Origin of the sequence: Erwinia typographi (genome assembly GCF_000773975.1) — a bacterium.
Lineage (GTDB): Bacteria > Pseudomonadota > Gammaproteobacteria > Enterobacterales > Enterobacteriaceae > Erwinia > Erwinia typographi.
In genome coordinates this window covers 41,068-66,383 of sequence record NZ_JRUQ01000018.1, presented here as the reverse complement: position 1 = coordinate 66,383, position 25,316 = coordinate 41,068, and the positions used below count along the sequence as shown (strand labels likewise).

The following is a 25,316-nucleotide window of genomic DNA, read 5'->3' as shown; positions in this document are numbered from 1 at the left end:
ATGATGGAGAAAATCAGCACCGTCATAACCTGGTGCATTGCGGTTGTCATGGCATGGCTTGGCGGGATGGATCTGAAGGATGTCGGCACGCTGGCCGGAATAGCCCTCGGGATCCTGATGGCGTTCATCAGCTGGTACTACAAGCGTAAAACCTACCGGCTGTTAGCCAGCGGACGCATCACGCGGGAGGAATATGAATCTGCAAACCGTTAAACGTTGCGCCGTGGGTGTGGTGCTGGCGATTGCTGCCACGCTGCCCGGTTTCCAGCAACTGCACACCTCTGTTGAGGGGATGAGGCTGATTGCGGACTACGAAGGCTGCCGCCTCAGTCCCTATCAGTGCAGTGCGGGTGTCTGGACAGACGGGATTGGAAACACCCACGGCGTGGTGGCGGGCAAAACCATTACGGAACGGCAGGCAGCGGGTAATTTTATTACCAATGTGCTGCGGGTTGAGGCCGCCCTGGCGCGCTGTGCCGCGGTGGCGATGCCGCAAAAAGTGTATGACGCGCTGGTGTCGTTTGCTTTCAATGTCGGCACCGGTAACGCCTGTGGCTCAACGCTGGTGAAGCTGCTTAATGCCGGTCGCTGGAAAGATGCCTGTAACCAGTTGCCCCGCTGGGTGTACGTCAGGGGCATTTTCGATAAGGGGCTGGATAACCGCCGTGCGCGGGAACGCCTCTGGTGCCTTAAGGGTGCTGAAGCATGATGCGTTTTATGGTGGTGCTCATTGCGCTGTTAACCGTCGGGTTTGGGTGGCAGTCGTGGCGGCTGAATAACGCCAGCCATACGATTGAAAGCCAGTCCACGAAACTGAGCAGCAAAAATCAGGCGCTGACGCAGAAAAACAGCCAGCTGATTGCGCTGGGTGTTCTGACGCAGACCAGCAGCCGGGCGCAGATGCACCTGTACGCTGTGGCCGAAAAAAATACTGCGCTGCTGCGAGACAGGCAGCGGCGGACGGAGGAACTGAAGCGTGAAAATGAAGAGCTGCGCCGCTGGGCTGATACCCTTCTGCCTGATGCTGTTATCCGGTTGCACACAAGGCCCGCATTCACCGGAGGTGAATCTTACCGTGAGTGGCTGTCCCAAAATAACCCGGTGCCGCCTGGCGTCGTCAGCGCCGAAAAATAATGGCGACCTCAGCACGGCGCTGGATGAGGCGGAGGCTGCCTGGGCAAACTGCGCCGATAAGGTGGATACCATTGTGACCTGCCAGGAAAAAGACGATGAACAAGCCGCAGTCCTTACGAAAAGCCCTGACCAGTGCCGTGCCCTACGTGCAGGCCAATCCCGATCGTCTGCACCTGTTTGTTGATAACGGCTCACTGGTTGCCACGTCGGCCATCTCGGTGTCATGGGAATACCGTTACACGCTGAATATCGTGGTGACGGACTTTGCCGGCGATCAAAATTTGCTGATGGCCCCCATTCAGTTCTGGCTCCGGGCTAATCAGCCGGATGCCCTGCAAAACGCGGCAGAACGGGAGAGGCTGTTCACGTTTGAGGTGGATATTCTTGGAAATGATCGCTGTGATATCAGCATTAACCTGAAACTGACGGAGCGCGTGCTCGCCCGTGAGATCGATGGTGTGATACAGGTTGAAGCCGTGCCGGAGCCTGAAGAGCCGGACGTGTTCTGGACGTCAGCGCATGGATGACCTGCATCAGGTCGATGCCTGGCTGGCGGCTCTGTTAAGCCAGCTAGAGCCTGCGGTACGCGTACGGATGTTACGTGAGGTTGCGCGAGACATGCGCAAAATCCAACAGGCTAATATAACAGCGCAGCGCGCCCCGGATGGCGCTGCATGGGAACTACGACGCATAACGGCCCGGACGAAAAAGGGGCGTATACGGCGTAAAATGTTCACTAAGCTGAAAACGGCAAAGTATCTCAAGGCGCAGGCCGATGCTAATCAGGCTGATGTGTCATTTACCGACAAAGTGCAGCGTATGGCCCGTGTGCATCATTACGGTTTGCGGGAAAAAGTTAACCGCCAGGGTAGGGAAGTGAAGTATGCAGAGCGTCCATTACTGGGGATAAATGGTGAAGTTGAGGCTTCGGTTAAAGAATTATTGATGCGCTGGCTAGCTGGGTAACGATGTCAGCTCAAAGTTGATCTGACTCTTACCGTTAGGGATCAACTAATTTGACTGGCAGCGTTGAACAAAAGGTTTACGTTCTGCCTGTGCATGAACGTATCATAATTGTTATGGTATATTCCGTATAGTCATAAATGGTTATCTTTTAATCGAGTCCAGCTATAAAGTTCACTTGTCAAGCCATTACTTAAAACTGCTTTTTATAGCCGATGAATGCGAATGAAAGAGGTACTGTTTAAATATCCAGATAAAAGATTTCTATCTGGGTCAGATGAGTGATACAGTTTCACCTATGAGACCCACTGGAGGTGTTATGTCTGAATTTGAACTGCTGGCGCGGGATTTACTTGAGAAAGCAGAAGTAGAAGAGAAACAACGTCAGGAAAATGATAAAAAACTTATTGAGCAGGTATTGGAAATTTATGATCAGAAGTATGTGGCAGAGTTGCTTAGAAAAGTTGGCAAGAACGAATGGAGTCGGGAAACCCTTAACCGTTGGATAAATGGTAGATGTTCCCCTAAATCACTGACTTCAGCCGAAGAAGCACTGCTAAAAAAAATGCTTCCGAAACCACCTGCAAATCATCCAGATTATGCATTCCGTTTTGTCGATTTGTTTGCTGGCATTGGCGGTATACGTAAAGGTTTTGAAGCCATCGGAGGGCAGTGCGTCTTTACCAGTGAGTGGAATAAAGAAGCTGTGCGTACCTATAAAGCGAACTGGTTTAATGACGAGCAGGCACATACGTTCAATCTTGATATCCGGGAAGTTACACTTAGTGATAAGCCGGAAGTATCAGAGACGCAGGCCTATAGTTATATAGACAAGCATGTGCCAGATCATGACGTACTTCTGGCTGGTTTTCCCTGTCAGCCTTTCAGCCTCGCGGGAGTGAGTAAGAAAAATTCGCTGGGTCGTGCGCACGGTTTTGAGTGTGAGGCGCAGGGGACTCTTTTCTTTGATGTGGCTCGTATTATCAGGGCAAAAAAACCGGCTATCTTTGTTCTGGAAAACGTCAAAAACCTTAAAAGCCATGACAAGGGGAAAACGTTCAAAGTCATCATGGAGACGCTCGACGAGCTTGGCTACGAAGTTGCGGATGCGACTGATGTAGGTAAGAGTGACCCTAAAGTCATCGACGGAAAACATTTCCTGCCCCAGCACCGTGAACGCATCGTTCTGGTCGGTTTTCGCCGCGACCTGAATATTCACACAGGTTTCACCCTTCGCGATGTCAGCCGATTTTATCCGGCACGACGTCCGGCGTTCGGCGAGTTACTGGATCCAGTAGTGGACAGCAAATATATTTTGACGCCGAAGCTTTGGGAGTACCTCTACAACTATGCCAAAAAGCATGCGGCAAAAGGTAATGGCTTTGGCTTTGGTCTCGTTGACCCTGAAAACACGGAAAGCGTGGCTCGTACGCTTTCCGCTCGGTATCACAAAGATGGGTCTGAAATTTTGATAGACCGTGGCTGGGATAAGGCCATGGGTGAATCTGACTTCAGGAACGAAGAAAACCAGACATGTCGTCCGCGCAGATTGACTCCGCGAGAGTGTGCGAGACTTATGGGCTTTGAAGAACCTAACGGCAGGCCCTTCCGTATTCCGGTTTCTGACACTCAGTCATACCGGCAGTTCGGTAACTCCGTTGTGGTTCCTGTCTTTGAGGCCGTCGCCAAACTGCTGGAACCATACATCCTCAGAGCCGTGTCTGCGGATACTAAAAAGTCAATGCAGGCATAATTAGTACTCCCGGCATAATAATGCCGGGAGTACTTACGGCAGTTCTGCGTAAAGTCCGATAAGCTCTACAATGAAATCACGCAGCGTCATGAGCTCATCTCTCACTGCTTCCGGGTATTTTTTGTGTAAAGAATATGGCACAACCAGCCTTACTCCCGCCTCCCGCATTTCCTTGTACTGAGCTTGAGAAACTCCCTCTTGCAACGTAAATAGATGTATCTGCCTAATTTTGTCCGCCTCATTCAGTATCTGACGCCAGCGGTCTTTACAAGTCGTCTTAACGGCCAACATACGCAGATTTTCTTCAGGAAATCCAACGTTATGATAGGCCTCTGCAGACGGAAATAGAAAATCTGGTTTTTTGTTGCCTTCTGTCACTGCCTGCGTGGCGAAGTGACGCAGGCCATGCTCAGTGAAAAGATGTTCAAGATGCAGCTCTAATGATTTTCCTGCTCTGGATTTACGGCGGTTACTAACAGAGTTGGCTAGTGCGATAAATTCATCGACCGATCCAAATCCTTTCCGAATGATATCCAGTACGTGCAGTTCTTCTACAAGCAGGAAGATGTCGTACTCTATTCGACGCCGGTCAACAAGCTGTTCGTCTGGACCATCAGAGTGTTTTGCATAATGTCCGGCTGCATAGCTGATTATCTCGCTTCCTGATGGAAACTGTTGTTTCCAGGCGTTAGGGATATTGTATCTATGGTTAACTGGGACGTGGTGTAAAGTCAGGCCACCCAGAATTTCACTGGCTGGGCCAGATATGAGCATTCCAGGAATTACTTCTCCCATCACAGACTCAATAACATCTTCTTCATCCGGGCTGACGCAGACCCAGACGTCCACGCCCGAACAGTCACCGCCTTGTTCATCTTGATTAAAGGCAAGGAGGGTCAGGGCTCCAGTATTTTCTGGATTTTGGAGTGGACTTCCTCTTCCCCAGCGTGTGATTCTTTTCTCATTCCTGGTGCCACCAAAAAAACGATTGTTATAATATATTGCCCGCGCTTCACTGTCTGGGCGCTCATGTGATGAGACATGCGCTGTGAGAAATACGGAAGGATTAAGTTCATGAGTGTGGTTGATTGAAGGTATAAGCTTTTCAACAATGTTTGAGGGTATATAAAGCCCAACTTGGTGACCTCCTGTTGCGCCGGTGTCATTGGCGGACAGCCGTTTTATGTAGAGAAAATGATTCTTAGCTGCTATCTCGAACAGCCAGTTATGAAAACCCGACATAAGTATCCCTCTATTTTTCTAAAAATTTAAAGTGTCATTCATCCACACGCAGATGCAGTATTCAATCTTCATTCGATTGATTAAATCTAGAAAATATGCACCGCTTATTTCATCGCCGTTTTTTGAACAAACCTGCCAGATAGAAGACTTGGGTAATGGCTACAAGCGATAGTTGAACTTTGACTTACTTAGTGGCTTAAATTGGTGCAATATGGATGAGCATAAAAAAGTAATGAATTATGAGGGCTGATCATATATCCACCTCAGGTCTTCAGCTAACGATACCTACGGGAGAAGTTTTTCTTGACCACTCTACTTATATAACTATTCAAACCAATCCCAGCTTGGGCTAGTTTTTTCATCTCAAGGACAGTCGCAATCCCGGGGTTAGTAGCATCATAAACGTACTTCCATCCATCTTTAAAGTGTATTGTTATAGCGTCGGAAGTATTTTCATAGGACTGCACTCCCGATTTACCGCTTTTATTTGCATACATTGGCATTTTAAACCCCTTTTTTGATTGCAAGAGACATTGATATTACAACTTTATATGTCTGATATGAGAGATGATTTTTGAGCTAGATCATAACTTCAATTCTTTCTCACGGATGTGAATTATTAAACCTGATGCATTAACTGATACGTCTCAAAGTTTGTAATTTCCGCTTCTAATAGAAATCAAATTGCCAGCTTCGGTTGAGTTCATAGTAGAAAAATTTTTAGGTTATGCATGAGTCAGCACAGGTAAACCTTTGTACCACGCCTCTCACAATACCCACAACTGCCAGTTAATGTTTCTTAGTGGCAATCTCCCAGTATGAATGCACAACTGACCGAAATCATGCGCCTTATCACTAACCTGATCCGCACCGGGACCGTTTCCGAGGTGGATAAGGCTAACTGGCTTTGCCGGGTGAAAACGGGCGACCTCGAAACTAACTGGATTAACTGGCTGACGTTGCGCGCAGGTAACTCACGCACCTGGTGGAAGCCGTCCGTGGGTGAGCAGGTGGTACTACTCAGCATGGGCGGCAATCTGGAAACCGCATTTGCGCTGCCCGCCGTTTATTCCGACGCCTTCGCGCCGCCTTCGGAGTCTGAAGAGGCGAGCGTGACGGCGTACCCAGACGGCGGCTGGTTTGAGTATGAACCCGCCACCGGCCGCTGGCTGATTAAGGGGATTAAAAGCGTGCTGATTGAAGCGACAGACAGCATAGAACTGAAAACCGGCCAGTTCATCGTGACCGCTGACCAGACGCGGATTAACAGCGCGGTGGTGATGAACGGCGGCGTGACGCAGGGAGGCGGGGCGATGAGTTCAAATGGCGTCGTTGTGGATTCCCATGTGCATGGCGGCGTTGAAAAAGGTGGGGCAAATACCGGGGGGCCGCAGTGAGTATGTACCAGGGTATGAACAGGGATACCGGTGAGGCCATCAGCGATATTGACCACATCCGCCAGTCGGTGCGGGACATTCTGATGACGCCGGAGGGCAGCAGACTGGCGCGGCGCAGTTACGGCTCGCTGCTTTCGGTTCTGCTTGACCAGCCGCAAAACGACATTATTCGTCTTCAGGTGATGGCCGCGACCTATTCCGCGCTGAGCCGCTGGGAACCCCGCATCCGCCTGGATTCGGTGGAGATTACCAGCAGTTTTGACGGCGTAATGCAGGTGGCGTTGTCCGGCCAGCGTGATGACGGTTCACCGGTTTCAATGACTGTGCAGACGGGGGTGACGAGTGGCGGTAATTGACCTTTCGCAGTTGCCTGCACCGCAGGTGGTGGCGGTGCCTGATTTCGAGGTGCTGCTGGCGGAGCGTAAAGAGGCGCTGACCGCACTCTATCCGGCAGACGAACAGGACGCGGTGCGCCGCGTGCTGGCGCTGGAGTCTGACCCGCTGGTCAAGAATCTTCAGGAGAGTACTTACCGCGAAATCCTGCTGCGTCAGCGCATTAACGAAGCGGCTCAGGCGGTGATGGTGGCCTATGCGCTGGGCAGCGATCTGGAACAACTGGCCGCAAACAATAACGTTGCACGCCTGACCATCACGCCAGCGGATACGGAGGCCGTGCCGCCGGTTGATGCCGTGATGGAGTCTGACGACGATCTGCGCCTTCGTGTCCCCGCCGCTTTTGAGGGCCTGTCCGTGGCCGGACCCACGGCGGCCTATGAGTTTTATGCGAAGAGTGCAGACGGGCGCGTGGCTGACGTATCCGCCACCAGTCCGTCACCGGCTGACGTGCTGATCACTGTCCTGAGCCGTGAGGATGACGGTCTGGCCTCTGCTGACTTACTGGGCATTGTGGGCAGGGCGCTGAATGCAGAAAGTGTGCGGCCGGTGGCGGATCGCGTGACGGTTCAGGCAGCGGCGATATTCAGTTACCGCGTGCAGGCGAAACTGCACCTGTTTGATGGCGTGACTGCCGCGCCCTGTCTGGCGGCGGCAAAGGAGCGGCTTGCTGCCTATCTCACTGAGCAGAAAAAACTGGGGTGCAGCGTGCGCCGCGAGTCCTACGGGGCGGTGCTGCGCGTGGCGGGTGTGGACTGGGTGGAAATCGCCGAACCGGCGACCGACATCATCATGGACCGCACGCAGGCGGGCAACTGCACCGGTACGGACATCAGCGTGGCGGACGAAGGGGTGCAGGCATGATGAATAACAGCCTGTTACCGCCCGGTTCATCTGCACTGGAGCGCAGGCTGGCGCAGGCGTGCAGCGGGATTTCCGGTCTGAACGTGCCGCTGCACGACCTGTGGAACCCGGCCACCTGCCCGGTGAGTTTTCTGCCGTATCTTGCCTGGGCATTTTCGGTCGACCGCTGGGACGAAAGCTGGGCGGAAAGCGTCAAGCGCCGGGTGGTTCAGGATGCGTTCTATATCCATCAGCACAAGGGCACAACCAGCGCCATCCGTCGCGTGGTGGAGCCGTTTGGTTTTCTTATCCGCATTATTGAGTGGTGGCAGACCGGTGAGGCGCCGGGCACATTCCGGCTGGATATCGGCGTGCAGGACCAGGGCATTACGGAAGAAACCTATCTGGAGCTTGAGCGGCTGATTAGCGACGCGAAGCCGTGCAGCCGCCATCTGCTGGGCATGTCCATTAATCTTCAGGTGAACGGTCAGATGCCGGTGGCCGTCGTCAGTTATGACGGGGATGAACTGACGGTTTACCCCTACACCCCGGAACTTATCTCCGTCAGCGGCCCTGTTTATGGTGGCGCGGCGGTTCACATTATCGATCTGCTGGAAGTGGGACCATGACACAAAAATATTATGCAATCGTGACCAGTTCAGGTGCCGCCATGATAGCCAACGCTGCCGCACTTGGACTCAAACTTAACATCACACAGATGGCCGTGGGCGATGGCGGCGGGGCATTACCCACACCCAATGCCAGTCAGACTAAGCTGGTTAACGAGACGCGTCGCGCCGCGCTTAATGCGCTGAGTGTTGACCCTGACAATGCCAGTCAGATTATTGCTGAGCAGATTATTCCCGAAACGGAAGGGGGATTCTGGATCCGTGAGATGGGGCTGTATTCAGAGGATGGCACACTGATTGCCGTCTGCAACACGCCGGAAACCTACAAGCCTGCGTTGCAGGAGGGGAGCGGACGCACCCAGACCGTGCGCATGATCCTGATTGTGAACAGTACGGATACCATCACGTTGAAGATCGATCCGTCCGTGGTGCTGGCGACGCGAAAATATGTTGATGACAGCATACTAACCGTCAGGCAGTACGCCAGTAAGTTGCTTGCTGACCACGTAAGTGACCTCAATCCTCACGATCAATATCTGCTTACCGAAAACGCCCTTGCTGAGATTGGCGGGGATAACGCGCTGCTTACGAAGCTGTTTCTTAATCTCGGGCTGGGAACGGCTGCGGGGAAGGATGTCGGAACAGACCCCGGTCAGATCCCTGACATGAGCGCATGGAAGTTTGTGAAAAGTTCGGACGGGACGAAATGGGCACTGACCTTACCCAATGGTTTTCTGTTGCAGAAAGTCTCCGCAAATCCTGCCAGCGTGAGTACGCTTGTCACTTCTTCATGGCTGGTGCCTTATCCAGCCGAATGCCTGGGCATATGGCACGCTGACGGCTCCAGCTCAGCGGTAAACCTCGATTCAACGGCCGCCGGGATAATCTCTGTTGGCAGGACTTATCATGTGGGTTTCTCCGTCAGCACGGTACAGACGGGCGCGCTGGGTGGACATGACATTTATTCTATAGGTTACTGATATGAAATTTTACTTCTCCCCCTCGAATCTCGCGTTTTATCAGGACGCATTCAGAAGCTATTACGACGCGGCAGGCAGCTGGCCTGCCGATGTGGTGGAAATTTCTGAAGACGTTTTTAACCAGTTCACCTGTGCCACACCTGATGGCAAAGTCCTGACCTGTGTCAGCGGTCAGCCATTATGGGAAGACGCGCCCGCACCTTCACAGGAAGAACGGGTTGCCACCGCAGAGCAACGTCGTGCTGAGCTGCGTCTGATTGCTGATAAGGCCGTTGAGCCTTTGCAGGATGCTGTCGATCTGAACATGGCGACGGATGCCGAAATCGCTTCACTGAACGCGTGGAAGCAGTATCGCGTTTATCTGAACAGAACGGATATTTCACTGGCTCCTGATATAGCATGGCCTGAGATACCCGCCTGACAGACTGGCCCGGCAGCGGGCCTGTTTTATTTGTGCCCTTTCCCACACAACGGTAACCGGGTGCAGTTCACCGCAGTACCTTTCACCATAGCGAAACCCCTTACCAGGAGATTCGTTACATGGCGCAAGACTATCATCACGGCGTGCGCGTTGAGGAAATCAACGACGGCACCCGAACCATCACTACCGTGAGCACGGCAATAGTGGGCATGGTCTGCACCGGCGATGATGCCGATGCAACCGTGTTTCCACTGAACACGCCCGTACTGCTGACTGACGTCCTCACCGCCAGCGGCCAGGCCGGAGAGTCCGGCACGCTGGCCCGTTCGCTGGATGCCATCGCCGACCAGGCGAAACCCGTCACTGTTGTCGTGCGCGTGGCGCAGGGTGACACCGAAGCGGAAACCTCTTCCAACATCATCGGCGGCGTGACGCCTGACGGCAAACGCACCGGGATGAAGGCGCTGCTAGCCGCACAGGCACAGGTGGGCGTCAAGCCGCGCATTCTTGGCGTACCGGGGCATGACACCCAGGCGGTGGCAACGGAGCTGCTGTCGGTGGCGCAGAGTCTGCGCGGCTTTGCCTATCTGGCGGCATACGGCTGCAAAACCGTAGAAGAGGCCATCGCTTACCGGGCTAACTTCAGCCAGCGCGAAGGGATGCTTATCTGGCCCGATTTCATCAACTTTGACACCGTCACCAGTGCGGATGCGACGGCTTACGCTACCGCCCGCGCGCTGGGTCTGCGCGCCAAAATTGACGAACAGACCGGCTGGCACAAAAGCCTGTCGAACGTTGGCGTGAACGGCGTGACCGGCATTTCCGCCGATGTGTTCTGGGATTTACAGGATCCGGCCACCGATGCCGGACTGCTGAACCAGAACGACATCACCACGCTTATTCGCAAGGACGGGTTCCGCTTCTGGGGTTCGCGCTGCCTGAGTGACGATCCGCTGTTTGCCTTTGAGAACTACACGCGCACCGCGCAGGTGCTGGCGGACACGATGGCGGAGGCGCATATGTGGGCCGTTGACGGCGCGCTAAACCCGTCGCTTGCCCGTGACATTATCGAAGGTATCCGCGCCGAGCTGCGCAGCCTGGTGAATCAGGGTTACCTCATCGGCGGTGACTGCTGGCTGGATGAAAGCGTGAACACCAGAGACACGCTGAAAGCGGGCCAGCTGCTGATTGATTACGATTACACCCCGGTGCCGCCGCTGGAGAATTTGCTGCTGCGTCAGCGTATCACTGACCAGTACCTGGTGAACTTTGCCAGCCGCGTCAGCGCATAAGGAGACACAAAAATGGCCTTACCCCGCAAGCTCAAGCACCTGAATCTTTTTAACGCCGGTAACAACTGGATGGGCGTGGTGGAGTCCGTGACGCTGCCGAAGTTTACCCGCAAGTTTGAAAAATACCGTGGCGGCGGGATGCCCGGCGCGGTGGATATTGATATGGGGCTGGATGACGGCGCGCTGGATACGGAGTTTTCGATTGGCGGCACGGAGCTGCTGCTGTTTAAACAGATGGGGGCCACCAGAGCGGACGGGATCCAGCTGCGTTTCACCGGCTCTATCCAGCGTGATGACACCGCTGAGGTTCAGGCGGTGGAGCTGGTTGTGCGCGGCCGCCACAAGGAAGTGGACTCGGGCGAATGGAAAACCGGCGAGTCCAGTACCACAAAAGTGTCCGGCACCAACAGCTACGCCAGACTGACAATTAATGGCGAGGTGGTTTACGAGGTGGATAACGTGAACATGGTCGAAATTGTCGACGGCGTTGACCTGCTTGAAGCCCACCGCAACGCGCTGGGCCTCTGATAACACCGGCAGGGTGACGCCTGCCGCTCTTTCTCACTGAATTCAGGAAATAAAAGAAATGGTTAAAGAAACGGAACAGGCGGTAACCCTTCCGCTGCAAAAAATCGTGATGCTGGATACCCCTGTGCAGCGCGGTAAGGAAACCATCACCCAGGTGACCCTGCGCAAGCCTCAGTCCGGCGCACTGCGCGGCACCCGCCTTCAGGCGCTGATGGATATGGACGTGAACGCCATGATGGTGGTGCTGCCACGCATTTCGATGCCTGCGCTCCAGCCGCATGAAATCAACGAAATGGACCCGGCCGATTTGCTTTCGCTGTCGGTGGAGGTGGTCACTTTTTTGTTGCCGAAGTCGGTGACGTCGGATTTCCAGACGGCCTGACGACAGACGATCTGGTGGCGGATATCGCCACCGTATTTCACTGGCCGCCCTCCGCCACGGAGAACATGACGCTGACGGAGGTGCTTGAATGGCGGCACAGAGCAGTCCGACGAAACGGAGCCGGTGACGATGAGTGATACCAGCCTGCGGTTGCAGGTCGTCCTTGACGCGGTGGATAAAATCACCCGCCCTTTCAGAAATGCGCAGGCTGGCTCCAGGGAGCTGGCCGCCGCGCTTAAGGCCAGCAAAGACAGCCTGAAGTCACTGAATGAACAGGCCGGACGTATTGATGGCTTTCGTAAAACCCGCTCCCAGCTTGCCATCACGGAAAAGAATCTGGCAACCGCCCGGCATGAGGCCGCGCAGCTGGCGACGCAGTTTGCTGCGACCAGTAAACCCACGGCGCAGCAGGCAAAGCTGCTGGCGCAGGCCAGAAGCCGGGCGGGCGAACTTCAGCAGACGTATAACGGGCTGCGCCTGTCCGTGCAGCGGCAGCGTGAGGCGCTGAGCGCGGCAGGTATCGATACAAAACAGCTGAGTGCGGCACAGCGACGCCTGAGAACGGATGCGAACGGGGCCAGCGCGGCCATTGAGCGCCAGCAGGCTCAGTTACGTAAGTTGGGCGAGCGTCAGCAAAAGCTGAGTGCTATGCGCACCCGCCATGATAAGACGATGGAAATGCGCAACAGCCTGGCCGGTAACGGCGCGGGCATGGTTGCCACCGGCGTGACAACCGGCATGACCATGCTGGCCCCGGTGCGGGCGTACTCTGAATCGGAAGACGCGTCCACGCAGCTGGCTGCCTCCATGATGGGGCCGGGGGCGAAGGTGCTGCCGGAGTTTGAGAAAATCAACCGGCTGGCCGTCAGCCTGGGCGACAAGCTGCCCGGCACCACGGCGGACTTTCAGAACATGATGACCATGCTCAGGCGTCAGGGGATGAGCGCACAGGCCATTCTGGGCGGGCTGGGCGAAGCCACGGCTTACCTCGGCGTACAGCTGAAGATGGCCCCCACAGCTGCGGCGGAGTTTGCGGCAAAGTTGCAGGATGCCACGCAGACCAGCGAAAAGGACATGATGGCGCTGACCGACATCATTCAGAAGGGGTTCTATGCCGGTGTGGACGCCGACAACATGTTGCAGGGCTTTTCCAAAATCGGCAGTGCGATGGACATTATTCACGAGAAGGGGATAACCGCTGCGAAAACCTTCGCGCCGCTGCTGGTGATGGCCGATCAGGCCAGCATGGCCGGTGAGTCAGCCGGTAACGCTTACCGCAAGATTTTTCAGGCCACGCTGAATAATAAAAAGACCGGCAAAGCCAATGATGAGCTGGCGGGCACGGGGATCACGCTGAAGTTCCAGAATGAAAAGGGCCAGTTTGCCGGGCTGGAAAACCTGTATGCGCAGCTGGCTAAGCTCAGGACCCTCACCGACGACGGTAAGAGGCAATCCGTTATTAAGACCCTTTTTGGTGACGATGCGGAAACTTTGCAGGCGCTGAACATCATGATCAGCAAAGGCATTGAGGGCTACCGCGAAACGGCCGCGAAGCTGGACAATCAGGCCGCGCTGCGTGAGCGGGTCAACGCCTCGCTGGGCACCCTGGGCAACAAATGGGAAGCGGCCACCGGCTCCTTTACCAACGCCATGGCCGCCATTGGTGAAACCGTTGCGCCCGATCTCAAGCGCCTGTCTGACTGGCTGGGCAGTCTTGCCACGTCGCTGGGCAATTTTGCGAAGCAGCACCCGCAGCTGACCGCCGGACTGTTTAAACTTGGCGCGGGCTTTGCCATCGCGGCCACCGCCGTGGGGGCACTGTCGCTGGCTGCCGCTGCCGTACTTGGCCCGCTGGCCGTCCTGCGTCTGAGCTGTGGCGCGCTGGGCATTAAGGCCGTCAGCGCATTCAGCCTCATCCGGGGGGCGCTGGGACTGACGGGTAACAGCATTCTGTGGCTGGGCCGCCTGATGATGGCGAACCCCATTCTGGCCGTGATCGGCCTGATTGCTGCCGGGGCGCTGCTTATCTGGCAGAACTGGGACACGCTGGGGCCGAAGCTTGCCGCATTATGGAGCGGGATCAGTGCAAAGGTCAGTGCCGTCTGGGCTGCCATACGGACTTACATCAGTACGAAATGGAATGAGATTGTGGCTGATGTGCAGGCGCTGCCCGCCCGCTTTCAGGAGGCGGGTTCTCAGATGATTGACGGCCTGATGGCGGGGATCGGCCAGAAGTGGGAAGGGCTCAGGAGCAAACTGTCATCCCTGACCAGCTTCCTGCCGGACTGGATGAAGCCGGACAGTGCATCGCCTGCGCTGCCAAAGACACCCGTCAGGGGGCCGGGTCCGGCCACCGGCTTTGCCGGGTTGTATGACAGCGGCGGGGTGATCCCGTCCGGGCGGTTTGGCATTGCGGGAGAAAATGGCCCTGAGCTGGTGAACGGACCTGCCACTATAACCAGTCGCCGTCGTACGACTTCACTGGCTGCCGCCGCCGCGATTGCGCTGGGGGCCGCCGCCGCGCCTGCGTCCGCCCGTCCGGTGCATCCGATGAGCCTGCCGGTGAAATCCTCACCCGGCGCAGTAACAGCCGCGGACAGCGGACAGCCTGTTGTTGTCATGCAGGGTAAATATGAAATTAATGTCCATCAGCAACCGGGGCAGAACGCACAGGATGTGGTGGAGGAAGTGATGCGCAGGCTGGCAGAGAAAGAGCGGCAGGCTCAGGCCCGCGCGCGGAGTTCATACAGTGACCGGGGAGGGTTTGATTCATGATGATGACGCTTGGCCTGTTTGTTTTCATGCTGAAAACGGTGCCTTACCAGCAGTTGCAGTACCAGCGCAGCTGGCGCTTTCCGACAAACAGCCGTGTGGGTGTGCGCCCGGCCATGCAGTTCCTTGGTCCTGATAACGACACGGTGACGCTGTCCGGCGTGCTGCTGCCTGAGATGACCGGCGGGCGGCTGACGCTGTTTGCGCTGGAGCAGGTAGCGGAGCTGGGGCGCGCATGGCCGCTGATTGAAGGGAGCGGGACGATTTACGGGATGTTTGTTATTGAAAGTCTCAGTCAGACCCGCGCGGAGTTCTTCAGTAATGGCGCGTGCAGGCGGATTGAATTCACGTTGACGCTGAAGCGTGCGGATGAATCGCTGGGCGAAATGTTTGGCAGCCTGAGCGATCAACTGGTAGCAATGAAAAGCGCCGCCGCCGGTGCGGCCGGGCAGATGACTTCTGTCATCGGAGGGCTGCTGCCATGACGGTTAACGCTGCGGTCAGTACTCCCGCATTCCGCCTGACGATGGAGGGCGCGGACGTCACGCAGAAGATTGAAAAGCGGCTTATCAGCCTGACCCTGACGGATAACCGTGGCTTTGAGGCTGACCAACTGGACATCGAGCTGGATGATGCGGATGGCAGGCTGATGCTCCCGCGTCGTGGGGTGGCACTCACGCTGGCGCTGGGCTGGGAAGGGCAAACGCTCTTTCCAAAAGGCACTTACACGGTGGATGAGATAGAGCACTCAGGCTCTCCGGACAAACTGATGCTGCGCGCCCGCAGCGCTGACTTTCGTGAAACGCTGAACATCCGGCGTGAGAAGTCCTGGCATAACATGACCGTGGGCGACATTGCGCGGGATATTGCGGCCCGTCACGGGCTGACGCTGGCGCTCGGTGATGATGTGGCAAAGATGGCGATTGACCATCTGGACCAGACAAATGAATCCGATGCCAGTTTTCTGATGAGGCTGGGGCGTCAGTGTGGGGCCATTGCCTGCGTGAAGAATGGCAACCTGCTGTTTATCCGTCAGGGGCAGGGAAAGACGGCCAGCGGAAAAGCGCTACCGGTGATGATTATCCAGCGCAAAGACGGCGACGGCCACCGCTTCAGCCTGGCTGACCGGGAAGCCTATTCCGGCGTGATCGCCAGTTGGCTGCATACGCGTGAGCCGGTGAAAAAGACAGTCACCAAGGTGAAGCGTAAGCGCAAATCCACCGCCAGCAAAAAGGAACCCGAGGCAAAGCAGGGCGATTATCTGATCGGCACCGATGAGAACGTGCTGGTGCTCAGCCGGACCTATGCCAGCCGGGCAAACGCTGAGCGTGCTGCAAAAATGCAGTGGGAACGCTTACAGCGCGGGGTGGCGTCCTTCTCCATTCAGTTGGCGAAGGGGCGTGCAGATCTTTATACGGAAATGCCGGTGAAGGTCAGCGGCTACAAGGAGCAGATAGATGCGGCGGAATGGATCATTACCACACTGACGCACAGCCTGACTGACAGCGGGTTTACCACGAGTATGGAGCTGGAAGTGAAAATTAATAGTATTGAGATGGAGTGAATTAGCTTTAATCTAATTTTTAATGTAAGATTCGCAAAAAAGCGAAATGGGAGGTACATATGATGAATTGTCCTTTGTGTGGCAATGCTGCACATACACGGAGTAGTTTCCAGGTATCTGAGACGACTAAGGAACGTTACAACCAGTGCCAGAACATCAATTGCAGTTGTACGTTCAAATCGCATGAGACTGTCTCTGAAATAATTATGACCCCCGGTAGTGTTAAGTCTGTTCCACCACATCCAGATCGCAGTTTGCAAGGTACTTTATGGATGTGATTTTGAAATATGGACGGCCCGCTTAGGCGGGTTTTTTTATGCCCAAATTTTATGGCATTTGAAAGAGAGTGTCGCAGGAGGGAAAAACCGTGCGACACTTTTGCGACACTGATAACCAGAAACAAAAAAGCCACCTCATGAAAGGTGGCTTAATCTCCTGATTTGACAGGTAAAATCTGGTGGCCCCTACTGGACTTGAACCAGTGACCAAGCGATTATGAGTCGCGTGCTCTAACCAACTGAGCTAAGGGGCCTGAGGCGCAGGATTATAATGGAACTTAGGAGGGCAATCCAGCAGTTATCGTCCGTTTGGCTGTTTTCCAGGCGTTATGCCGAAGGACTGAACTGTTTGAATTGCAACCTTTTCCCCTTCACACCAGTAAAGTTTACAGGGTTAATGCTGCCATTTAACAAGTAACCGCAATTAACTAACCTGTAAGACTCTTTATCGCCGCATCCTTTGCCCCTTAACGACCCTCTTTTACCCACTACCGCCCCTTTCTACCCGCTTAGCGATAGCGGGAAGCGGGCTGGCTCAACGACAGGTCGGGCAATAATGCTGCGCGGGCCTCATCATAGGCCTGCCAGTTGGCTACTTTTTCCAGCGAAGGGATAGTCACACTCTCGCCGATATCCAGGCCTGCTAAAGCCGCATCCACCAGATCGTGTACTTCCATAATCATATGGGCGGGGATGTTATCCAGTGAATCTCCCGCACGGTCGAAAATCTCGGTGCGGGTGACGCCAGGCAGAACGGCCTGAACGCGCACGCCGTGCGGCTGTAGCGATACTTCCAGCGAGCGGGTGAGGGTCAATACAAAGGATTTGGTGCTGTTATACGCACCGTTAAACCTCTCGTGGACCAGCGACAGAACCGAAGCAACCGAAATCAGCGTTCCGGCGCGGCGGGATTTGAACGCGTTGCCAGCGGCGTACGCCAGGCGGGTTGGGGCGGTGACGTTCAGGGCAATCATTCGCTGTACGTAGTCAATGTCGCTGTCAAGAAATTCTCCTCCGATAGCCACGCCTGCATTATTGAGCAGCAGGGAGATCGCCGTATCCTGGCTTAAGCGCTGTTCAACGCGTGCCAGATCCTGCTGGTTGGTGAGATCCGCGGTCAAAACTTCACTACTAATGCCCCATTCGGTGGAAAGCTTTGCTGCCAGCGCTTCCAGCCGGTCTGTATCGCGGGCAACCAGCAGCAGATCATAGCCTCGCTCGGCAAGCCGTTGTGCATAGACCGCGCCAATACCTGAGGAAGCGCCGGTAATCACTGCGGTGCCCTTAGACGTTTGAGAACTGGACATGATGAACTCCTTAATATGATGGTTATCATTTTGCGGCAGCGCTTAATATGATGATCATCATATATTGTGTCAAGCCAGTGAAATTCCGCCTTTACGTCATTTTGACAGGCCGGTAAGTTAAAATTTACTAGTTAATTCAGTAGGATAAATTACGAACGCTGCCAGGTAGATTGAATATGACGGATATAATAATTATTATGATAGTCATATTCTGTTGGCGCACAGCGCGGTTTAGCGGTGTTGGGAGGTGGTATGTCAGAAGTTAGCACGCACAAAGAGCGCACTCGCCAGCGCATTCTTAACGAGGCGGCTGCCGTGATGCGGATAGTCGGAACGGAGGGAATAGGCGTTGCCGCGCTGATGAAGCGGGCAGGGCTGACACACGGCGGTTTTTATGCTCACTTCTCTTCGCGTGACGATCTGGTGACAAACGGGGTGGATCGCATGTTTAACGAAACGCGCGAAAGGCTACAGGCGTTATCACCGCTGCCGGACGGAGCAGAACGGTTATCCCGGCTGATTGATCTTTATCTCTCGACTGAGGCCCGTAACGCACCGGAACTCAACTGCCCGTTGCCTTCGCTATCGGGGGAAGCCTGCCGTCTGCCTGAAGAGGCACGGGCTCGTTTTAGCGTAGGCATTGAGGATATGCACCGGGTGATCGCCGGTTCTTTAGAGGCGATGGGTCATGAGCAGCCGCAGGCACTGGCTTCTTCTGCTCAGGCCGAGCTGATCGGTGCGATGGCGCTGGCACGCGCCGTTCCAGATGATGCTCATGCTGAACGGATACTGGCAGATTCTCGTAGCCAGCTGAAGCAGCGGCTGGGGCTTGTTCCGGCCGCGCGTAGTTAAATGCACACTGAGATAAAAGCGCCTGATAGCCCCGCTGAACGGCGATCGGCGGGGCTGGTTTCACTGAAGTGCTGGTCAGGCGCTGATATCGGTGGAGAGGGCAATCTCCTTTTGGGCTTCGAGAGCAGCCAGGCGTTCGGTCAGCGCGGCATGGATCAGCGTATAAGCATCGCTGCCCAGCGTCAGCCTGCGCGGGGCAGGGGAACGGTCGACTGACGCGATCATTTCCCGCACCATTTTTTTCGCGTCGCCCACCTGCGGCCAGCCTTCCAGTAACTGGCGGATGCCGGAGTCATCGTAGGCCGCGTGCGGATCAGCCAGTTCCATTCCGCGAGTGAAGTCAGTCTGTGCCGTGCCCGGCTCAACCAGCGTAAACTCTATATTAAAGCCCGCTACTTCCTGCGCGACCGTCTCCACAAAGCCTTCCATCGCGAACTTGCTGGTGTGATACAGGCTCAACCCTGGGAAAGTTATCTGCCCCCCCATGGAGGAAAGCTGAAGGATACGGCCGCCGCCCTGTTGGCGAAGGTGCGGAAGCGCGGCACGGATAACCTGAATCGAGCCCAGCACGTTAGTCGTTAACTGACGGGAGATCTGCGCATCGGACAGCTCTTCAGCAGCCCCGGCAAGGCCGTAGCCAGCATTGCTGACTACAACGTCAATGCGTCCCAGCTCGGCAAAGGCGCGGTCAATCACCTCCCGCACATTTCCGGCATCGGTAACATCAAGCTGTGCCAGCTACAGCTGTTCACCATAGCGGGTCTTCAGTCCCTCCAGCACGGACGGCTTGCGCAAGGTTGCCGCTACGCGGTCGCCGCGTTCCAGCAGGCGTTCTGTCATTTCCAGGCCGAAGCCGGATGAGGTGCCGGTAATAAACCAGGTTCTGGACATAAGGTTCTCCTTTTGGGGTGTGTGAGAACCTTACACCTGACGGATTGATGCTACTATCCGTCTAATTACGCATGAGTTGGTGAAAATATCCCATGAATAATAAGCCCGATTTGACCGCGCTGAATGCCTTCGTGCTGGTTGCTACCCGCCGCAGCTTCCGCCAGGCTGCCGACGAGCTTGGATTATCCCCCTCAACCCTCAGCCATATGCTGAGGACGCTGGAGGAGAAGATGGGCGTACGCCTGCTGCACCGCACGACTCGCAGCGTATCCACAACCGAAGCTGGCGAGCGGTTGCTCAGACAGCTTCGGCCCGTTCTACAGGGACTGGATCACGCGCTCAGTTCGGTAGAGCAGTTTCGCCAGCAGCCAGCCGGAACCCTGCGCATCAACGCGAGCGAAGGGGCCGCCCGCCAGCTCTTGCAGCAGGTTGTGCCGATATTTTTACAACGCTATCCGGCGATTTCGCTGGATTTAGTCACCGAAGGCAGGCTGATCGATATCGTTAGCGAACAGTTTGATGCCGGAGTCCGCCTGCTGGAGGATATCCCGCAGGATATGGTTGCGGTGCCGTTTGGCGGCGAGCTGCGATTTATCGCCGTGGCATCTCCAGCGTACGTCGCGCGGTATGGGCAACCGGCTACGCCGGACGATCTGCTGCGCCACCAGTGCATTCGTTTTCGCCTGCCAAGCGGCAAACTTTATCGCTGGGAGTTCTCACGGCGCGGCGTGGAGCGACATATTGAGGTGAAAGGGGCGCTGATGCTGGATCACCTTGAGCTGATGGCAGAAACCGCAGCGGATGGGCTGGGGATTGCCTATATGCCGGACAGCGTGGCGCTTCCCTGGCTGCGCCGCGGAAAATTGCAGCAACTGCTGGAAGAGTGGAGCCCGCCCTCGCCGGGCCTGGCGCTCTACTATCCTGGTCACCGCCACGTCCCCGCCGCGCTAAGAGCATTTATTGAGGTGATGAAATTGCCGGGCGTTACGGCTGGCCGGGAGGAATAACGGGGGGATGGTAGATGGCGGCGCTCCAGTGGCGGCTGCTGGCGTGCTTCTCGGCCAGCCAGCCCTCTTTGCGCAGATGGCGGGCGATCATTTTATTCATGATGCCGTGGCCCAGTAGCAGAACGTTACCGTACTGGGAAAACAAAATCAGCCGGTCGGCTGCCTGCTCTGCTCGTAGCTCCGCCTGATGAAAGGACTCTACCGAACCCGCATAGCCGCAAAGCCACATCAGCCGCAGCAGCGAAAGCCATAGCGATGGCGGCAGATTAGGCGTGGTGACGCGCATAATCGGTAAAGAGACTTCGCTGAATAAGGCGTCGACGCAGGCAGGTTCCAGCCCCAGCTTCTCCAGCGATGAGCGGGCGCGGGGAAGCGGGCTGGTGACCACATAGTCAGCCATTGCCGCCACCCGCACGCTTCTCTCTGGAGGACTGTCCTGCACGTTCGACAGATCGTAAGCCTCACACCAGGCCGTCATGGCCAGCGCAGGCAAGCGTGAACCGCTGGCGTAGTCAGGTTTTCCGTGACGCATCAGGATTATCGCCATGGCCTTCTCTCAGCATAATTTTACTTAAGGGTAAGCCGCTGCTCTTCTCAAGACAACAGGCCGCTTCTTTTTAAGATTTGCCCAACATTATCGCCGGGTCATCTTGCTGCAACAAAACGCTGTTTACACTGCCCCCGATGGAGCCAGTCGGCGTCGAGTGAAAATTAAACGTTAGTGAAGGTAATTCGTTGATTTTCCGCTCGATAAATAATCGCCTGGTATTTTTTTAATTTCATCTGATTGTATTTGTTGATTTTTATGTTGTGGCGACATCAGGTAATGTGAAGTGACTCTACTTTATTGATGGCGATCTCTTGCTTTATCTACGCGCGTAGATACAATGGGTTCGCAGTCAAAATTCACGGTGCCTGATGCCTGTCCGCCCAGTGAAGGTCATTTTGTTTCACGCTATTAACGCGATTGGTTATCTGAAACCAGCCATCAGCAGGAAACGAAAAACTTATTCCCCAACACCAGGGAGCCTGTTACCGACCTTTCACCACGGCTTAGCAAAAGCGCGTCCTCGCTGGCGAATTTTTCCTGACTCTCAGGACTCGCCAGGGAAGGCAAACCAGTAATCTGCACATCAGGGAATTTTCATGTCCACTCTTCAACGTAGTCAGCAAGAGGCTTCAGTTGCCGCATCTGCGGCGGATGAACGCCTGACCACCCCGGAAGGGCGCAAAGATTTTTGGCGGGCAACCCTCTCCTGCTGGCTGGGTACAGCCATGGAATATGCGGACTTCGCTCTCTATGGTCTGGCGGCAGGTATTATCTTTGGCGATGTTTTCTTTCCGGAAGCCACTCCGGCGATGGCTCTCCTCTCCAGCTTTGCCACCTGGTCCGTAGGTTTTATTGCCCGACCGATTGGCGCGCTGTTCTTCGGCTGGCTGGGCGATCGTAAAGGCCGTAAGACGGTGATGATCTCAACCATTATCCTGATGGGCGCATCCACTACGCTGATCGGCGCAATCCCCAGCTATGCCTCGATCGGGCTCTGGGCGCCAGCCTGCCTGGTGATGCTGCGCTTCAGCCAGGGCTTTGGCGCGGGAGCAGAACTTTCAGGCGGCACGGTGATGCTGGGTGAATACGCACCGGCAGAAAAACGCGGGCTGGTCTCTTCGATTATCGCTTTGGGCTCTAACAGCGGTACGCTGGTGGCCTCGCTGGTCTGGCTGGCGGTGGTGCAGATGGACCAGCACTCGCTACAGGAGTGGGGCTGGCGCATTCCTTTCCTTTGCAGCTCGCTGATTGCGCTGGTGGCGCTGTGGATCCGCCGTCATCTGCGTGAAACCCCGGTCTTTGAACGTAAAAAAGCCGAAGTGCTTGCCCTGCGTGAAAGCTCGCTGGCCGCACAGACGCAGCCGACAGAGACTCGCGGCTTCTGGCAGCGCAGCCGTGCCTTTCTGGTGATGGTCGGCCTGCGCATTGGCGAAAACGGCCCCTCTTATCTGGCGCAGGGGTTTATCATCGGCTACGTGGTGAAAGTACTGGCGGTCGATAAGTCCGTGGCAACCACCGCCGTGTTTCTTGCCTCGCTGCTGGGCTTCCTGATTATTCCTTTTGCTGGCTGGCTCTCCGACCGCTTCGGTCGTCGGATTACCTATCGCTGGTTCTGCCTGCTGCTGATCCTCTACGCGTTTCCGGCCTTTATGCTACTGGATTCACGGGAACCTGCCATTGTCATTGCCACTATTGTTGTCGGTATGGGGCTGGCTTCGCTCGGGATTTTTGGCGTGCAGGCGGCCTGGGGAGTAGAGTTGTTCGGCGTACATCATCGCTACACTAAAATGGCGACGGCGAAAGAGCTGGGCTCAATCCTTTCCGGCGGCACGGCTCCTCTGGTCGCAGCCGCGCTGCTCTCCTGGACCGGCCACTGGTGGCCGATTGCCACTTATTTTGCCGTGATGGCGGCGATTGGCTTCCTGACCACGTTTGTCGCCCCGGAAACCCGAGGGCGCGATCTTAATGACCCGGACGATGCTATCTGACCGGCGTAAGGCAAACCGTTGGCGGCTCAGCGGTTTGCCAGCGGATAAGGCAAAACATTGACTAAAAACACGCTTAATCGCGCCACCCGAAAAGATGTGGCCAGAGAAGCCGGTACCTCGGTCGCGGTGGTGAGCTATGTGATCAATAACGGGCCGAGGCCGGTTGCCGAGGCGACCCGGCTTCGCGTGCTGGAAGCGGTGAAGAAAACCGGCTACCGGCCAAACAGCGTTGCCAGAGCGCTGGCTTCTGGCACCAGCAAAACCTATGGCCTGGTAGTCCCCAATATTTCCAACGCGTTTATCGCCTCTTTTGCCCACGCTCTACAGCAAGAGGCGCTAAGCAACGGTATGGTCATGCTGCTGGGAGACGCCGGCGACAGCCGCAAACGCGAGCTGGAGCTGATTAATACGCTGTTGAGCCAGCAGGTTGACGGACTGTTTTATACCAGCGTTGACCGCCATCCCTACATCGATCTGATCCAGGCCAGCGGCACGCCGCTGGTGATGCTCGATCGCGTCGATCCCAGTCTGAACGTGAATATTTTGCGGGTTGATGAGCGAAAGGCTGCCCATCAGGTGACGACGCATCTGCTGAGCCACGGCTACCAGGAGGTGGGGATGATCTGCGGTCCGCTGGAGCGGTTAAACACTCAGGAACGTCTCGCGGGCTGGCGTCAGGCGCTGGTAGATTTTGGCGTGGTTGAGCGGCCAGAATGGATTTTCCCCGCGGCCTACAGCCGCGAAGGCGGCTTTGATGCGGCGATGCAGATGCTGAAAAATGGCGCCTTGCCTCGCGCTCTGTTTGCCAGCAATGAAACTCAGGCCATCGGCTGCATTCGTGCGCTGGCGGAGCACCACATCAGCGTGCCAGAGCAGGTGGCGCTGGTTTGTTTTAACGGAACGGAACAGTCAGCGTTTCATGTCCCTTCATTAACGACCGTGCGTCAGCCGGTACGGGAAATGGCGAAAAGGGCCATCGCAATGCTGACCGCCCCGCAGGGTGAGGCGCAGCTCAGTGAGTTTGCGCATCAGTTGGAAATAGGTGAATCCTGCGGCTGTGCGCTGCATCGCAGCCGTAACGCCGGGTAAAAAGATAATAACAATATGAAAAGAGTGATCGTTGATTGTGATCCGGGCAACGGCATCCCAGGCGCCAACGTCGATGACGGTCTGGCACTTGCGCTGGTGTTGGGATCGCCTGGCCTCTCGCTTGAGCTGATCACCACGGTGGCTGGTAACACGCCCAGTCAGCAGGGATTTAACGTAGCGAAAAGTTTAGTCGAGCGGCTGGGGCTATCCATACCGGTGCTCAAGGGGGCCGATCGCGCACTGGAAGAGCCAGCAGAACCGTGGCGAAAGGCGCTGGACTCACGGGTTTATGAGACAAAGCTCGCCCATTTATGGCAGGGCGTCCGTCAGCCAACGGTTTTTCCTGCGCCAGAAGAAGAGGCCGCTGACGCGATCGGCAGGCTGATTTGCGCCAATCCAGGGGAGATAACGCTGGTGGCGATTGGTCCGTTGACCAACGTAGCGCTGGCAATGGAGCGCTACCCGGAGATGGTGGAAGCGGTGCAGGAGATCGCTATTATGGGCGGCGTCTTTGCGCTGGACGACTATATTAAGGACACCAACTTTGGTCTGGATCCTGAGGCGGCGCACAAGGTGCTGACCAGCGGAGCGAGCATCACGCTGGTGCCGATGGACGTCACCACCAGGACGCTGATGACCCACAGCGATCTTGATCGGATTGCGAAGCTGGACACGCCGCTGGCGCGGTTTGTTAGTGAAACGCTCAGGCCGTGGATGGACTACTCCATTCAAACCCGAAAACTTCCTGGCTGCTGGGTTCACGATGCGCTGGTCATTGCGTGGCTGCTGAATCAGCAGGTGGCGACGGCGGCTGATTACTACGTAGATGTCGAGCTGAGGCCGGGGATGACGCGCGGCAAGTCATGGCGCTATCGCCGTCCGCTGCGGGTTGACGTGGGGATTGGTGAGCCGGACGGCGGGTTGGTCCACGTACTGCAAACGGTGGATAATCGTTTGCTGATCGCGATGCTGGAAAACGCGCTCGCGAACTAAATGGCCACTGGCGACGACGCCGAAAAAAATAATGGGTACTGAGGGAATAAAGCCGCTGCTGGTTCGTT

The 25,316-nt window shown here is 55.8% G+C and carries 29 protein-coding genes, 1 tRNA gene and 1 pseudogene; 26 read left to right on the top strand and 5 right to left on the bottom strand.

All coding sequences use genetic code 11. From position 1 onward, the window contains the following. From NG99_RS04370 to NG99_RS04345, 7 genes are all read left to right on the top strand, one after another. The gene (locus NG99_RS04370) at positions 1 to 213 is read left to right on the top strand and encodes an HP1 family phage holin (protein WP_084110396.1); all 213 of its coding nucleotides are present in this window, start codon (positions 1 to 3) and stop codon (positions 211 to 213) included. Next, a complete protein-coding gene (locus NG99_RS04365) occupies positions 194 to 709 on the top strand; it encodes a lysozyme (RefSeq protein WP_034888784.1) in 516 nt (171 codons plus the stop codon). The genes NG99_RS04370 and NG99_RS04365 overlap by 20 nt, the downstream gene beginning before the upstream one ends. After that, on the top strand, positions 709 to 1,134 hold the full coding sequence (lysB, locus tag NG99_RS04360; RefSeq protein ID WP_034888953.1) for an Rz-like lysis system protein LysB: 426 nt from the start codon (positions 709 to 711) through the stop codon (positions 1,132 to 1,134). The genes NG99_RS04365 and lysB overlap by 1 nt, the downstream gene beginning before the upstream one ends. Then, entirely contained in the window at positions 1,022 to 1,318 is a 297-nt protein-coding gene (lysC, locus tag NG99_RS29865) for an Rz1-like lysis system protein LysC (RefSeq protein ID WP_232298166.1), read from the top strand. Before lysB ends, lysC begins: the two co-directional genes overlap by 113 nt. After that, the gene (locus NG99_RS04355; protein WP_034888782.1) at positions 1,230 to 1,661 is read left to right on the top strand and encodes a phage tail protein; all 432 of its coding nucleotides are present in this window, start codon (positions 1,230 to 1,232) and stop codon (positions 1,659 to 1,661) included. The genes lysC and NG99_RS04355 overlap by 89 nt, the downstream gene beginning before the upstream one ends. Beyond that, positions 1,654 to 2,100, top strand: a complete 447-nt coding sequence (locus NG99_RS04350) for a phage virion morphogenesis protein (protein ID WP_034888780.1) — start codon at positions 1,654 to 1,656, stop codon at positions 2,098 to 2,100. The genes NG99_RS04355 and NG99_RS04350 overlap by 8 nt, the downstream gene beginning before the upstream one ends. Before the next feature lie 316 nt (positions 2,101 to 2,416). Next, positions 2,417 to 3,850: a DNA cytosine methyltransferase gene (locus tag NG99_RS04345; protein WP_034888778.1), complete on the top strand. Its 1,434-nt coding sequence runs from the start codon at positions 2,417 to 2,419 to the stop codon at positions 3,848 to 3,850. A 33-nt stretch (positions 3,851 to 3,883) separates the two neighbouring features. Here NG99_RS04345 and NG99_RS04340 read toward each other — a convergent pair whose 3' ends face one another. Beyond that, positions 3,884 to 5,092: a type II restriction endonuclease gene (locus tag NG99_RS04340; protein ID WP_034888776.1), complete on the bottom strand. Its 1,209-nt coding sequence runs from the start codon at positions 5,090 to 5,092 to the stop codon at positions 3,884 to 3,886. A gap of 818 nt (positions 5,093 to 5,910) precedes the next feature. Here NG99_RS04340 and NG99_RS04330 point away from each other — a divergent pair. The 14 genes from NG99_RS04330 (at position 5,911) to NG99_RS27960 (ending at position 16,571) form a co-directional block, all read left to right on the top strand. Next, positions 5,911 to 6,489: a phage baseplate assembly protein V gene (locus tag NG99_RS04330; RefSeq protein ID WP_034888772.1), complete on the top strand. Its 579-nt coding sequence runs from the start codon at positions 5,911 to 5,913 to the stop codon at positions 6,487 to 6,489. After that, positions 6,486 to 6,845: a GPW/gp25 family protein gene (locus NG99_RS04325; RefSeq protein ID WP_198138727.1), complete on the top strand. Its 360-nt coding sequence runs from the start codon at positions 6,486 to 6,488 to the stop codon at positions 6,843 to 6,845. The genes NG99_RS04330 and NG99_RS04325 overlap by 4 nt, the downstream gene beginning before the upstream one ends. After that, positions 6,832 to 7,746, top strand: a complete 915-nt coding sequence (locus NG99_RS04320) for a baseplate J/gp47 family protein (protein WP_034888768.1) — start codon at positions 6,832 to 6,834, stop codon at positions 7,744 to 7,746. Before NG99_RS04325 ends, NG99_RS04320 begins: the two co-directional genes overlap by 14 nt. After that, the gene (locus tag NG99_RS04315; RefSeq protein ID WP_034888766.1) at positions 7,743 to 8,354 is read left to right on the top strand and encodes a phage tail protein I; all 612 of its coding nucleotides are present in this window, start codon (positions 7,743 to 7,745) and stop codon (positions 8,352 to 8,354) included. The genes NG99_RS04320 and NG99_RS04315 overlap by 4 nt, the downstream gene beginning before the upstream one ends. After that, positions 8,351 to 9,334 carry a phage tail protein gene (locus NG99_RS29860; RefSeq protein ID WP_232298165.1) on the top strand — a complete coding sequence of 328 codons (984 nt, stop codon included), beginning with the start codon at positions 8,351 to 8,353 and terminating at the stop codon, positions 9,332 to 9,334. The genes NG99_RS04315 and NG99_RS29860 overlap by 4 nt, the downstream gene beginning before the upstream one ends. Before the next feature lies 1 nt (position 9,335). After that, complete coding sequence (locus NG99_RS04305) at positions 9,336 to 9,755, top strand: tail fiber assembly protein (RefSeq protein ID WP_034888764.1); 420 nt, start codon at positions 9,336 to 9,338, stop codon at positions 9,753 to 9,755. A gap of 119 nt (positions 9,756 to 9,874) precedes the next feature. Further along, complete coding sequence (locus NG99_RS04300; protein WP_034888762.1) at positions 9,875 to 11,047, top strand: phage tail sheath protein; 1,173 nt, start codon at positions 9,875 to 9,877, stop codon at positions 11,045 to 11,047. 12 nt (positions 11,048 to 11,059) lie between these two features. After that, positions 11,060 to 11,575 carry a phage major tail tube protein gene (locus NG99_RS04295; protein ID WP_034888760.1) on the top strand — a complete coding sequence of 172 codons (516 nt, stop codon included), beginning with the start codon at positions 11,060 to 11,062 and terminating at the stop codon, positions 11,573 to 11,575. A 58-nt stretch (positions 11,576 to 11,633) separates the two neighbouring features. Beyond that, positions 11,634 to 11,957 (top strand): phage tail assembly protein, encoded by a 324-nt coding sequence (locus NG99_RS04290; protein WP_034888758.1) that lies wholly within the window; start codon positions 11,634 to 11,636, stop codon positions 11,955 to 11,957. A 14-nt stretch (positions 11,958 to 11,971) separates the two neighbouring features. Next, positions 11,972 to 12,094, top strand: coding sequence for a GpE family phage tail protein (locus tag NG99_RS27965; RefSeq protein WP_072017531.1), 123 nt, complete (start codon positions 11,972 to 11,974; stop codon positions 12,092 to 12,094). Next, positions 12,087 to 14,732 (top strand): phage tail tape measure protein, encoded by a 2,646-nt coding sequence (locus tag NG99_RS04285; protein WP_034888949.1) that lies wholly within the window; start codon positions 12,087 to 12,089, stop codon positions 14,730 to 14,732. The genes NG99_RS27965 and NG99_RS04285 overlap by 8 nt, the downstream gene beginning before the upstream one ends. Then, complete coding sequence (locus tag NG99_RS04280; RefSeq protein WP_034888756.1) at positions 14,729 to 15,214, top strand: phage tail protein; 486 nt, start codon at positions 14,729 to 14,731, stop codon at positions 15,212 to 15,214. The genes NG99_RS04285 and NG99_RS04280 overlap by 4 nt, the downstream gene beginning before the upstream one ends. Then, on the top strand, positions 15,211 to 16,293 hold the full coding sequence (locus NG99_RS04275; protein WP_034888755.1) for a phage late control D family protein: 1,083 nt from the start codon (positions 15,211 to 15,213) through the stop codon (positions 16,291 to 16,293). The genes NG99_RS04280 and NG99_RS04275 overlap by 4 nt, the downstream gene beginning before the upstream one ends. Positions 16,294 to 16,352: 59 nt before the next feature. Then, a complete protein-coding gene (locus tag NG99_RS27960) occupies positions 16,353 to 16,571 on the top strand; it encodes an ogr/Delta-like zinc finger family protein (protein WP_072017530.1) in 219 nt (72 codons plus the stop codon). Between the two features lie 177 nt (positions 16,572 to 16,748). On the opposite strand, the gene NG99_RS04270 is transcribed toward NG99_RS27960, so the two are convergent. Together NG99_RS04270 and NG99_RS04265 are read right to left on the bottom strand one after the other, a co-directional pair. Beyond that, a tRNA-Ile gene (locus NG99_RS04270) sits at positions 16,749 to 16,825 on the bottom strand. 255 nt (positions 16,826 to 17,080) lie between these two features. Then, positions 17,081 to 17,878 (bottom strand): SDR family NAD(P)-dependent oxidoreductase, encoded by a 798-nt coding sequence (locus NG99_RS04265; protein WP_034888753.1) that lies wholly within the window; start codon positions 17,876 to 17,878, stop codon positions 17,081 to 17,083. 252 nt (positions 17,879 to 18,130) lie between these two features. Between NG99_RS04265 and NG99_RS04260 the strand changes: the two genes are divergently transcribed. Then, positions 18,131 to 18,730 (top strand): TetR/AcrR family transcriptional regulator, encoded by a 600-nt coding sequence (locus NG99_RS04260; protein ID WP_034888751.1) that lies wholly within the window; start codon positions 18,131 to 18,133, stop codon positions 18,728 to 18,730. 75 nt (positions 18,731 to 18,805) lie between these two features. Here NG99_RS04260 and NG99_RS04255 read toward each other — a convergent pair. After that, positions 18,806 to 19,621: pseudogene (locus NG99_RS04255) on the bottom strand (SDR family oxidoreductase). A 92-nt stretch (positions 19,622 to 19,713) separates the two neighbouring features. On the opposite strand from NG99_RS04255, the gene NG99_RS04250 reads away from it, so the two are divergent. After that, positions 19,714 to 20,628: a LysR family transcriptional regulator gene (locus NG99_RS04250; protein ID WP_034888749.1), complete on the top strand. Its 915-nt coding sequence runs from the start codon at positions 19,714 to 19,716 to the stop codon at positions 20,626 to 20,628. Here NG99_RS04250 and NG99_RS04245 read toward each other — a convergent pair. After that, on the bottom strand, positions 20,606 to 21,175 hold the full coding sequence (locus NG99_RS04245; protein WP_034888747.1) for a histidine phosphatase family protein: 570 nt from the start codon (positions 21,173 to 21,175) through the stop codon (positions 20,606 to 20,608). The two genes, NG99_RS04250 and NG99_RS04245, sit on opposite strands and share 23 nt — an antisense overlap. 599 nt (positions 21,176 to 21,774) lie before the next feature. Here NG99_RS04245 and NG99_RS04240 point away from each other — a divergent pair. The 3 genes from NG99_RS04240 to NG99_RS04230 are packed head-to-tail and all read left to right on the top strand — an operon-like array spanning position 21,775 to position 25,248. Next, entirely contained in the window at positions 21,775 to 23,166 is a 1,392-nt protein-coding gene (locus tag NG99_RS04240) for an MFS transporter (RefSeq protein ID WP_034888745.1), read from the top strand. Positions 23,167 to 23,223: 57 nt separating this feature from the next. Further along, the gene (locus tag NG99_RS04235; RefSeq protein ID WP_034888743.1) at positions 23,224 to 24,255 is read left to right on the top strand and encodes a LacI family DNA-binding transcriptional regulator; all 1,032 of its coding nucleotides are present in this window, start codon (positions 23,224 to 23,226) and stop codon (positions 24,253 to 24,255) included. Between the two features lie 15 nt (positions 24,256 to 24,270). Further along, entirely contained in the window at positions 24,271 to 25,248 is a 978-nt protein-coding gene (locus NG99_RS04230; protein ID WP_034888741.1) for a nucleoside hydrolase, read from the top strand. Positions 25,249 to 25,316 lie beyond the last annotated feature (68 nt).

Excerpts from the sequence above, each read along its gene's own strand:
- NG99_RS04370 (WP_084110396.1), top strand. The coding sequence starts at position 1 with ATGATGGAGAAAATCAGCACCGTCATAACCTGGTGCATTGCGGTTGTC.
- NG99_RS04365 (WP_034888784.1), top strand. The coding sequence starts at position 194 with ATGAATCTGCAAACCGTTAAACGTTGCGCCGTGGGTGTGGTGCTGGCG.
- lysB (WP_034888953.1), top strand. The coding sequence starts at position 709 with ATGCGTTTTATGGTGGTGCTCATTGCGCTGTTAACCGTCGGGTTTGGG.
- lysC (WP_232298166.1), top strand. The coding sequence starts at position 1,022 with ATGCTGTTATCCGGTTGCACACAAGGCCCGCATTCACCGGAGGTGAAT.
- NG99_RS04355 (WP_034888782.1), top strand. The coding sequence starts at position 1,230 with ATGAACAAGCCGCAGTCCTTACGAAAAGCCCTGACCAGTGCCGTGCCC.
- NG99_RS04350 (WP_034888780.1), top strand. The coding sequence starts at position 1,654 with ATGGATGACCTGCATCAGGTCGATGCCTGGCTGGCGGCTCTGTTAAGC.
- NG99_RS04345 (WP_034888778.1), top strand. The coding sequence starts at position 2,417 with ATGTCTGAATTTGAACTGCTGGCGCGGGATTTACTTGAGAAAGCAGAA.
- NG99_RS04340 (WP_034888776.1), bottom strand. The coding sequence starts at position 5,092 with ATGTCGGGTTTTCATAACTGGCTGTTCGAGATAGCAGCTAAGAATCAT.
- NG99_RS04330 (WP_034888772.1), top strand. The coding sequence starts at position 5,911 with ATGAATGCACAACTGACCGAAATCATGCGCCTTATCACTAACCTGATC.
- NG99_RS04315 (WP_034888766.1), top strand. The coding sequence starts at position 7,743 with ATGATGAATAACAGCCTGTTACCGCCCGGTTCATCTGCACTGGAGCGC.
- NG99_RS29860 (WP_232298165.1), top strand. The coding sequence starts at position 8,351 with ATGACACAAAAATATTATGCAATCGTGACCAGTTCAGGTGCCGCCATG.
- NG99_RS04305 (WP_034888764.1), top strand. The coding sequence starts at position 9,336 with ATGAAATTTTACTTCTCCCCCTCGAATCTCGCGTTTTATCAGGACGCA.
- NG99_RS04300 (WP_034888762.1), top strand. The coding sequence starts at position 9,875 with ATGGCGCAAGACTATCATCACGGCGTGCGCGTTGAGGAAATCAACGAC.
- NG99_RS04295 (WP_034888760.1), top strand. The coding sequence starts at position 11,060 with ATGGCCTTACCCCGCAAGCTCAAGCACCTGAATCTTTTTAACGCCGGT.
- NG99_RS04290 (WP_034888758.1), top strand. The coding sequence starts at position 11,634 with ATGGTTAAAGAAACGGAACAGGCGGTAACCCTTCCGCTGCAAAAAATC.
- NG99_RS04285 (WP_034888949.1), top strand. The coding sequence starts at position 12,087 with ATGAGTGATACCAGCCTGCGGTTGCAGGTCGTCCTTGACGCGGTGGAT.
- NG99_RS04280 (WP_034888756.1), top strand. The coding sequence starts at position 14,729 with ATGATGATGACGCTTGGCCTGTTTGTTTTCATGCTGAAAACGGTGCCT.
- NG99_RS04275 (WP_034888755.1), top strand. The coding sequence starts at position 15,211 with ATGACGGTTAACGCTGCGGTCAGTACTCCCGCATTCCGCCTGACGATG.
- NG99_RS27960 (WP_072017530.1), top strand. The coding sequence starts at position 16,353 with ATGATGAATTGTCCTTTGTGTGGCAATGCTGCACATACACGGAGTAGT.
- NG99_RS04265 (WP_034888753.1), bottom strand. The coding sequence starts at position 17,878 with ATGTCCAGTTCTCAAACGTCTAAGGGCACCGCAGTGATTACCGGCGCT.
- NG99_RS04260 (WP_034888751.1), top strand. The coding sequence starts at position 18,131 with ATGTCAGAAGTTAGCACGCACAAAGAGCGCACTCGCCAGCGCATTCTT.
- NG99_RS04250 (WP_034888749.1), top strand. The coding sequence starts at position 19,714 with ATGAATAATAAGCCCGATTTGACCGCGCTGAATGCCTTCGTGCTGGTT.
- NG99_RS04245 (WP_034888747.1), bottom strand. The coding sequence starts at position 21,175 with ATGGCGATAATCCTGATGCGTCACGGAAAACCTGACTACGCCAGCGGT.
- NG99_RS04240 (WP_034888745.1), top strand. The coding sequence starts at position 21,775 with ATGTCCACTCTTCAACGTAGTCAGCAAGAGGCTTCAGTTGCCGCATCT.
- NG99_RS04230 (WP_034888741.1), top strand. The coding sequence starts at position 24,271 with ATGAAAAGAGTGATCGTTGATTGTGATCCGGGCAACGGCATCCCAGGC.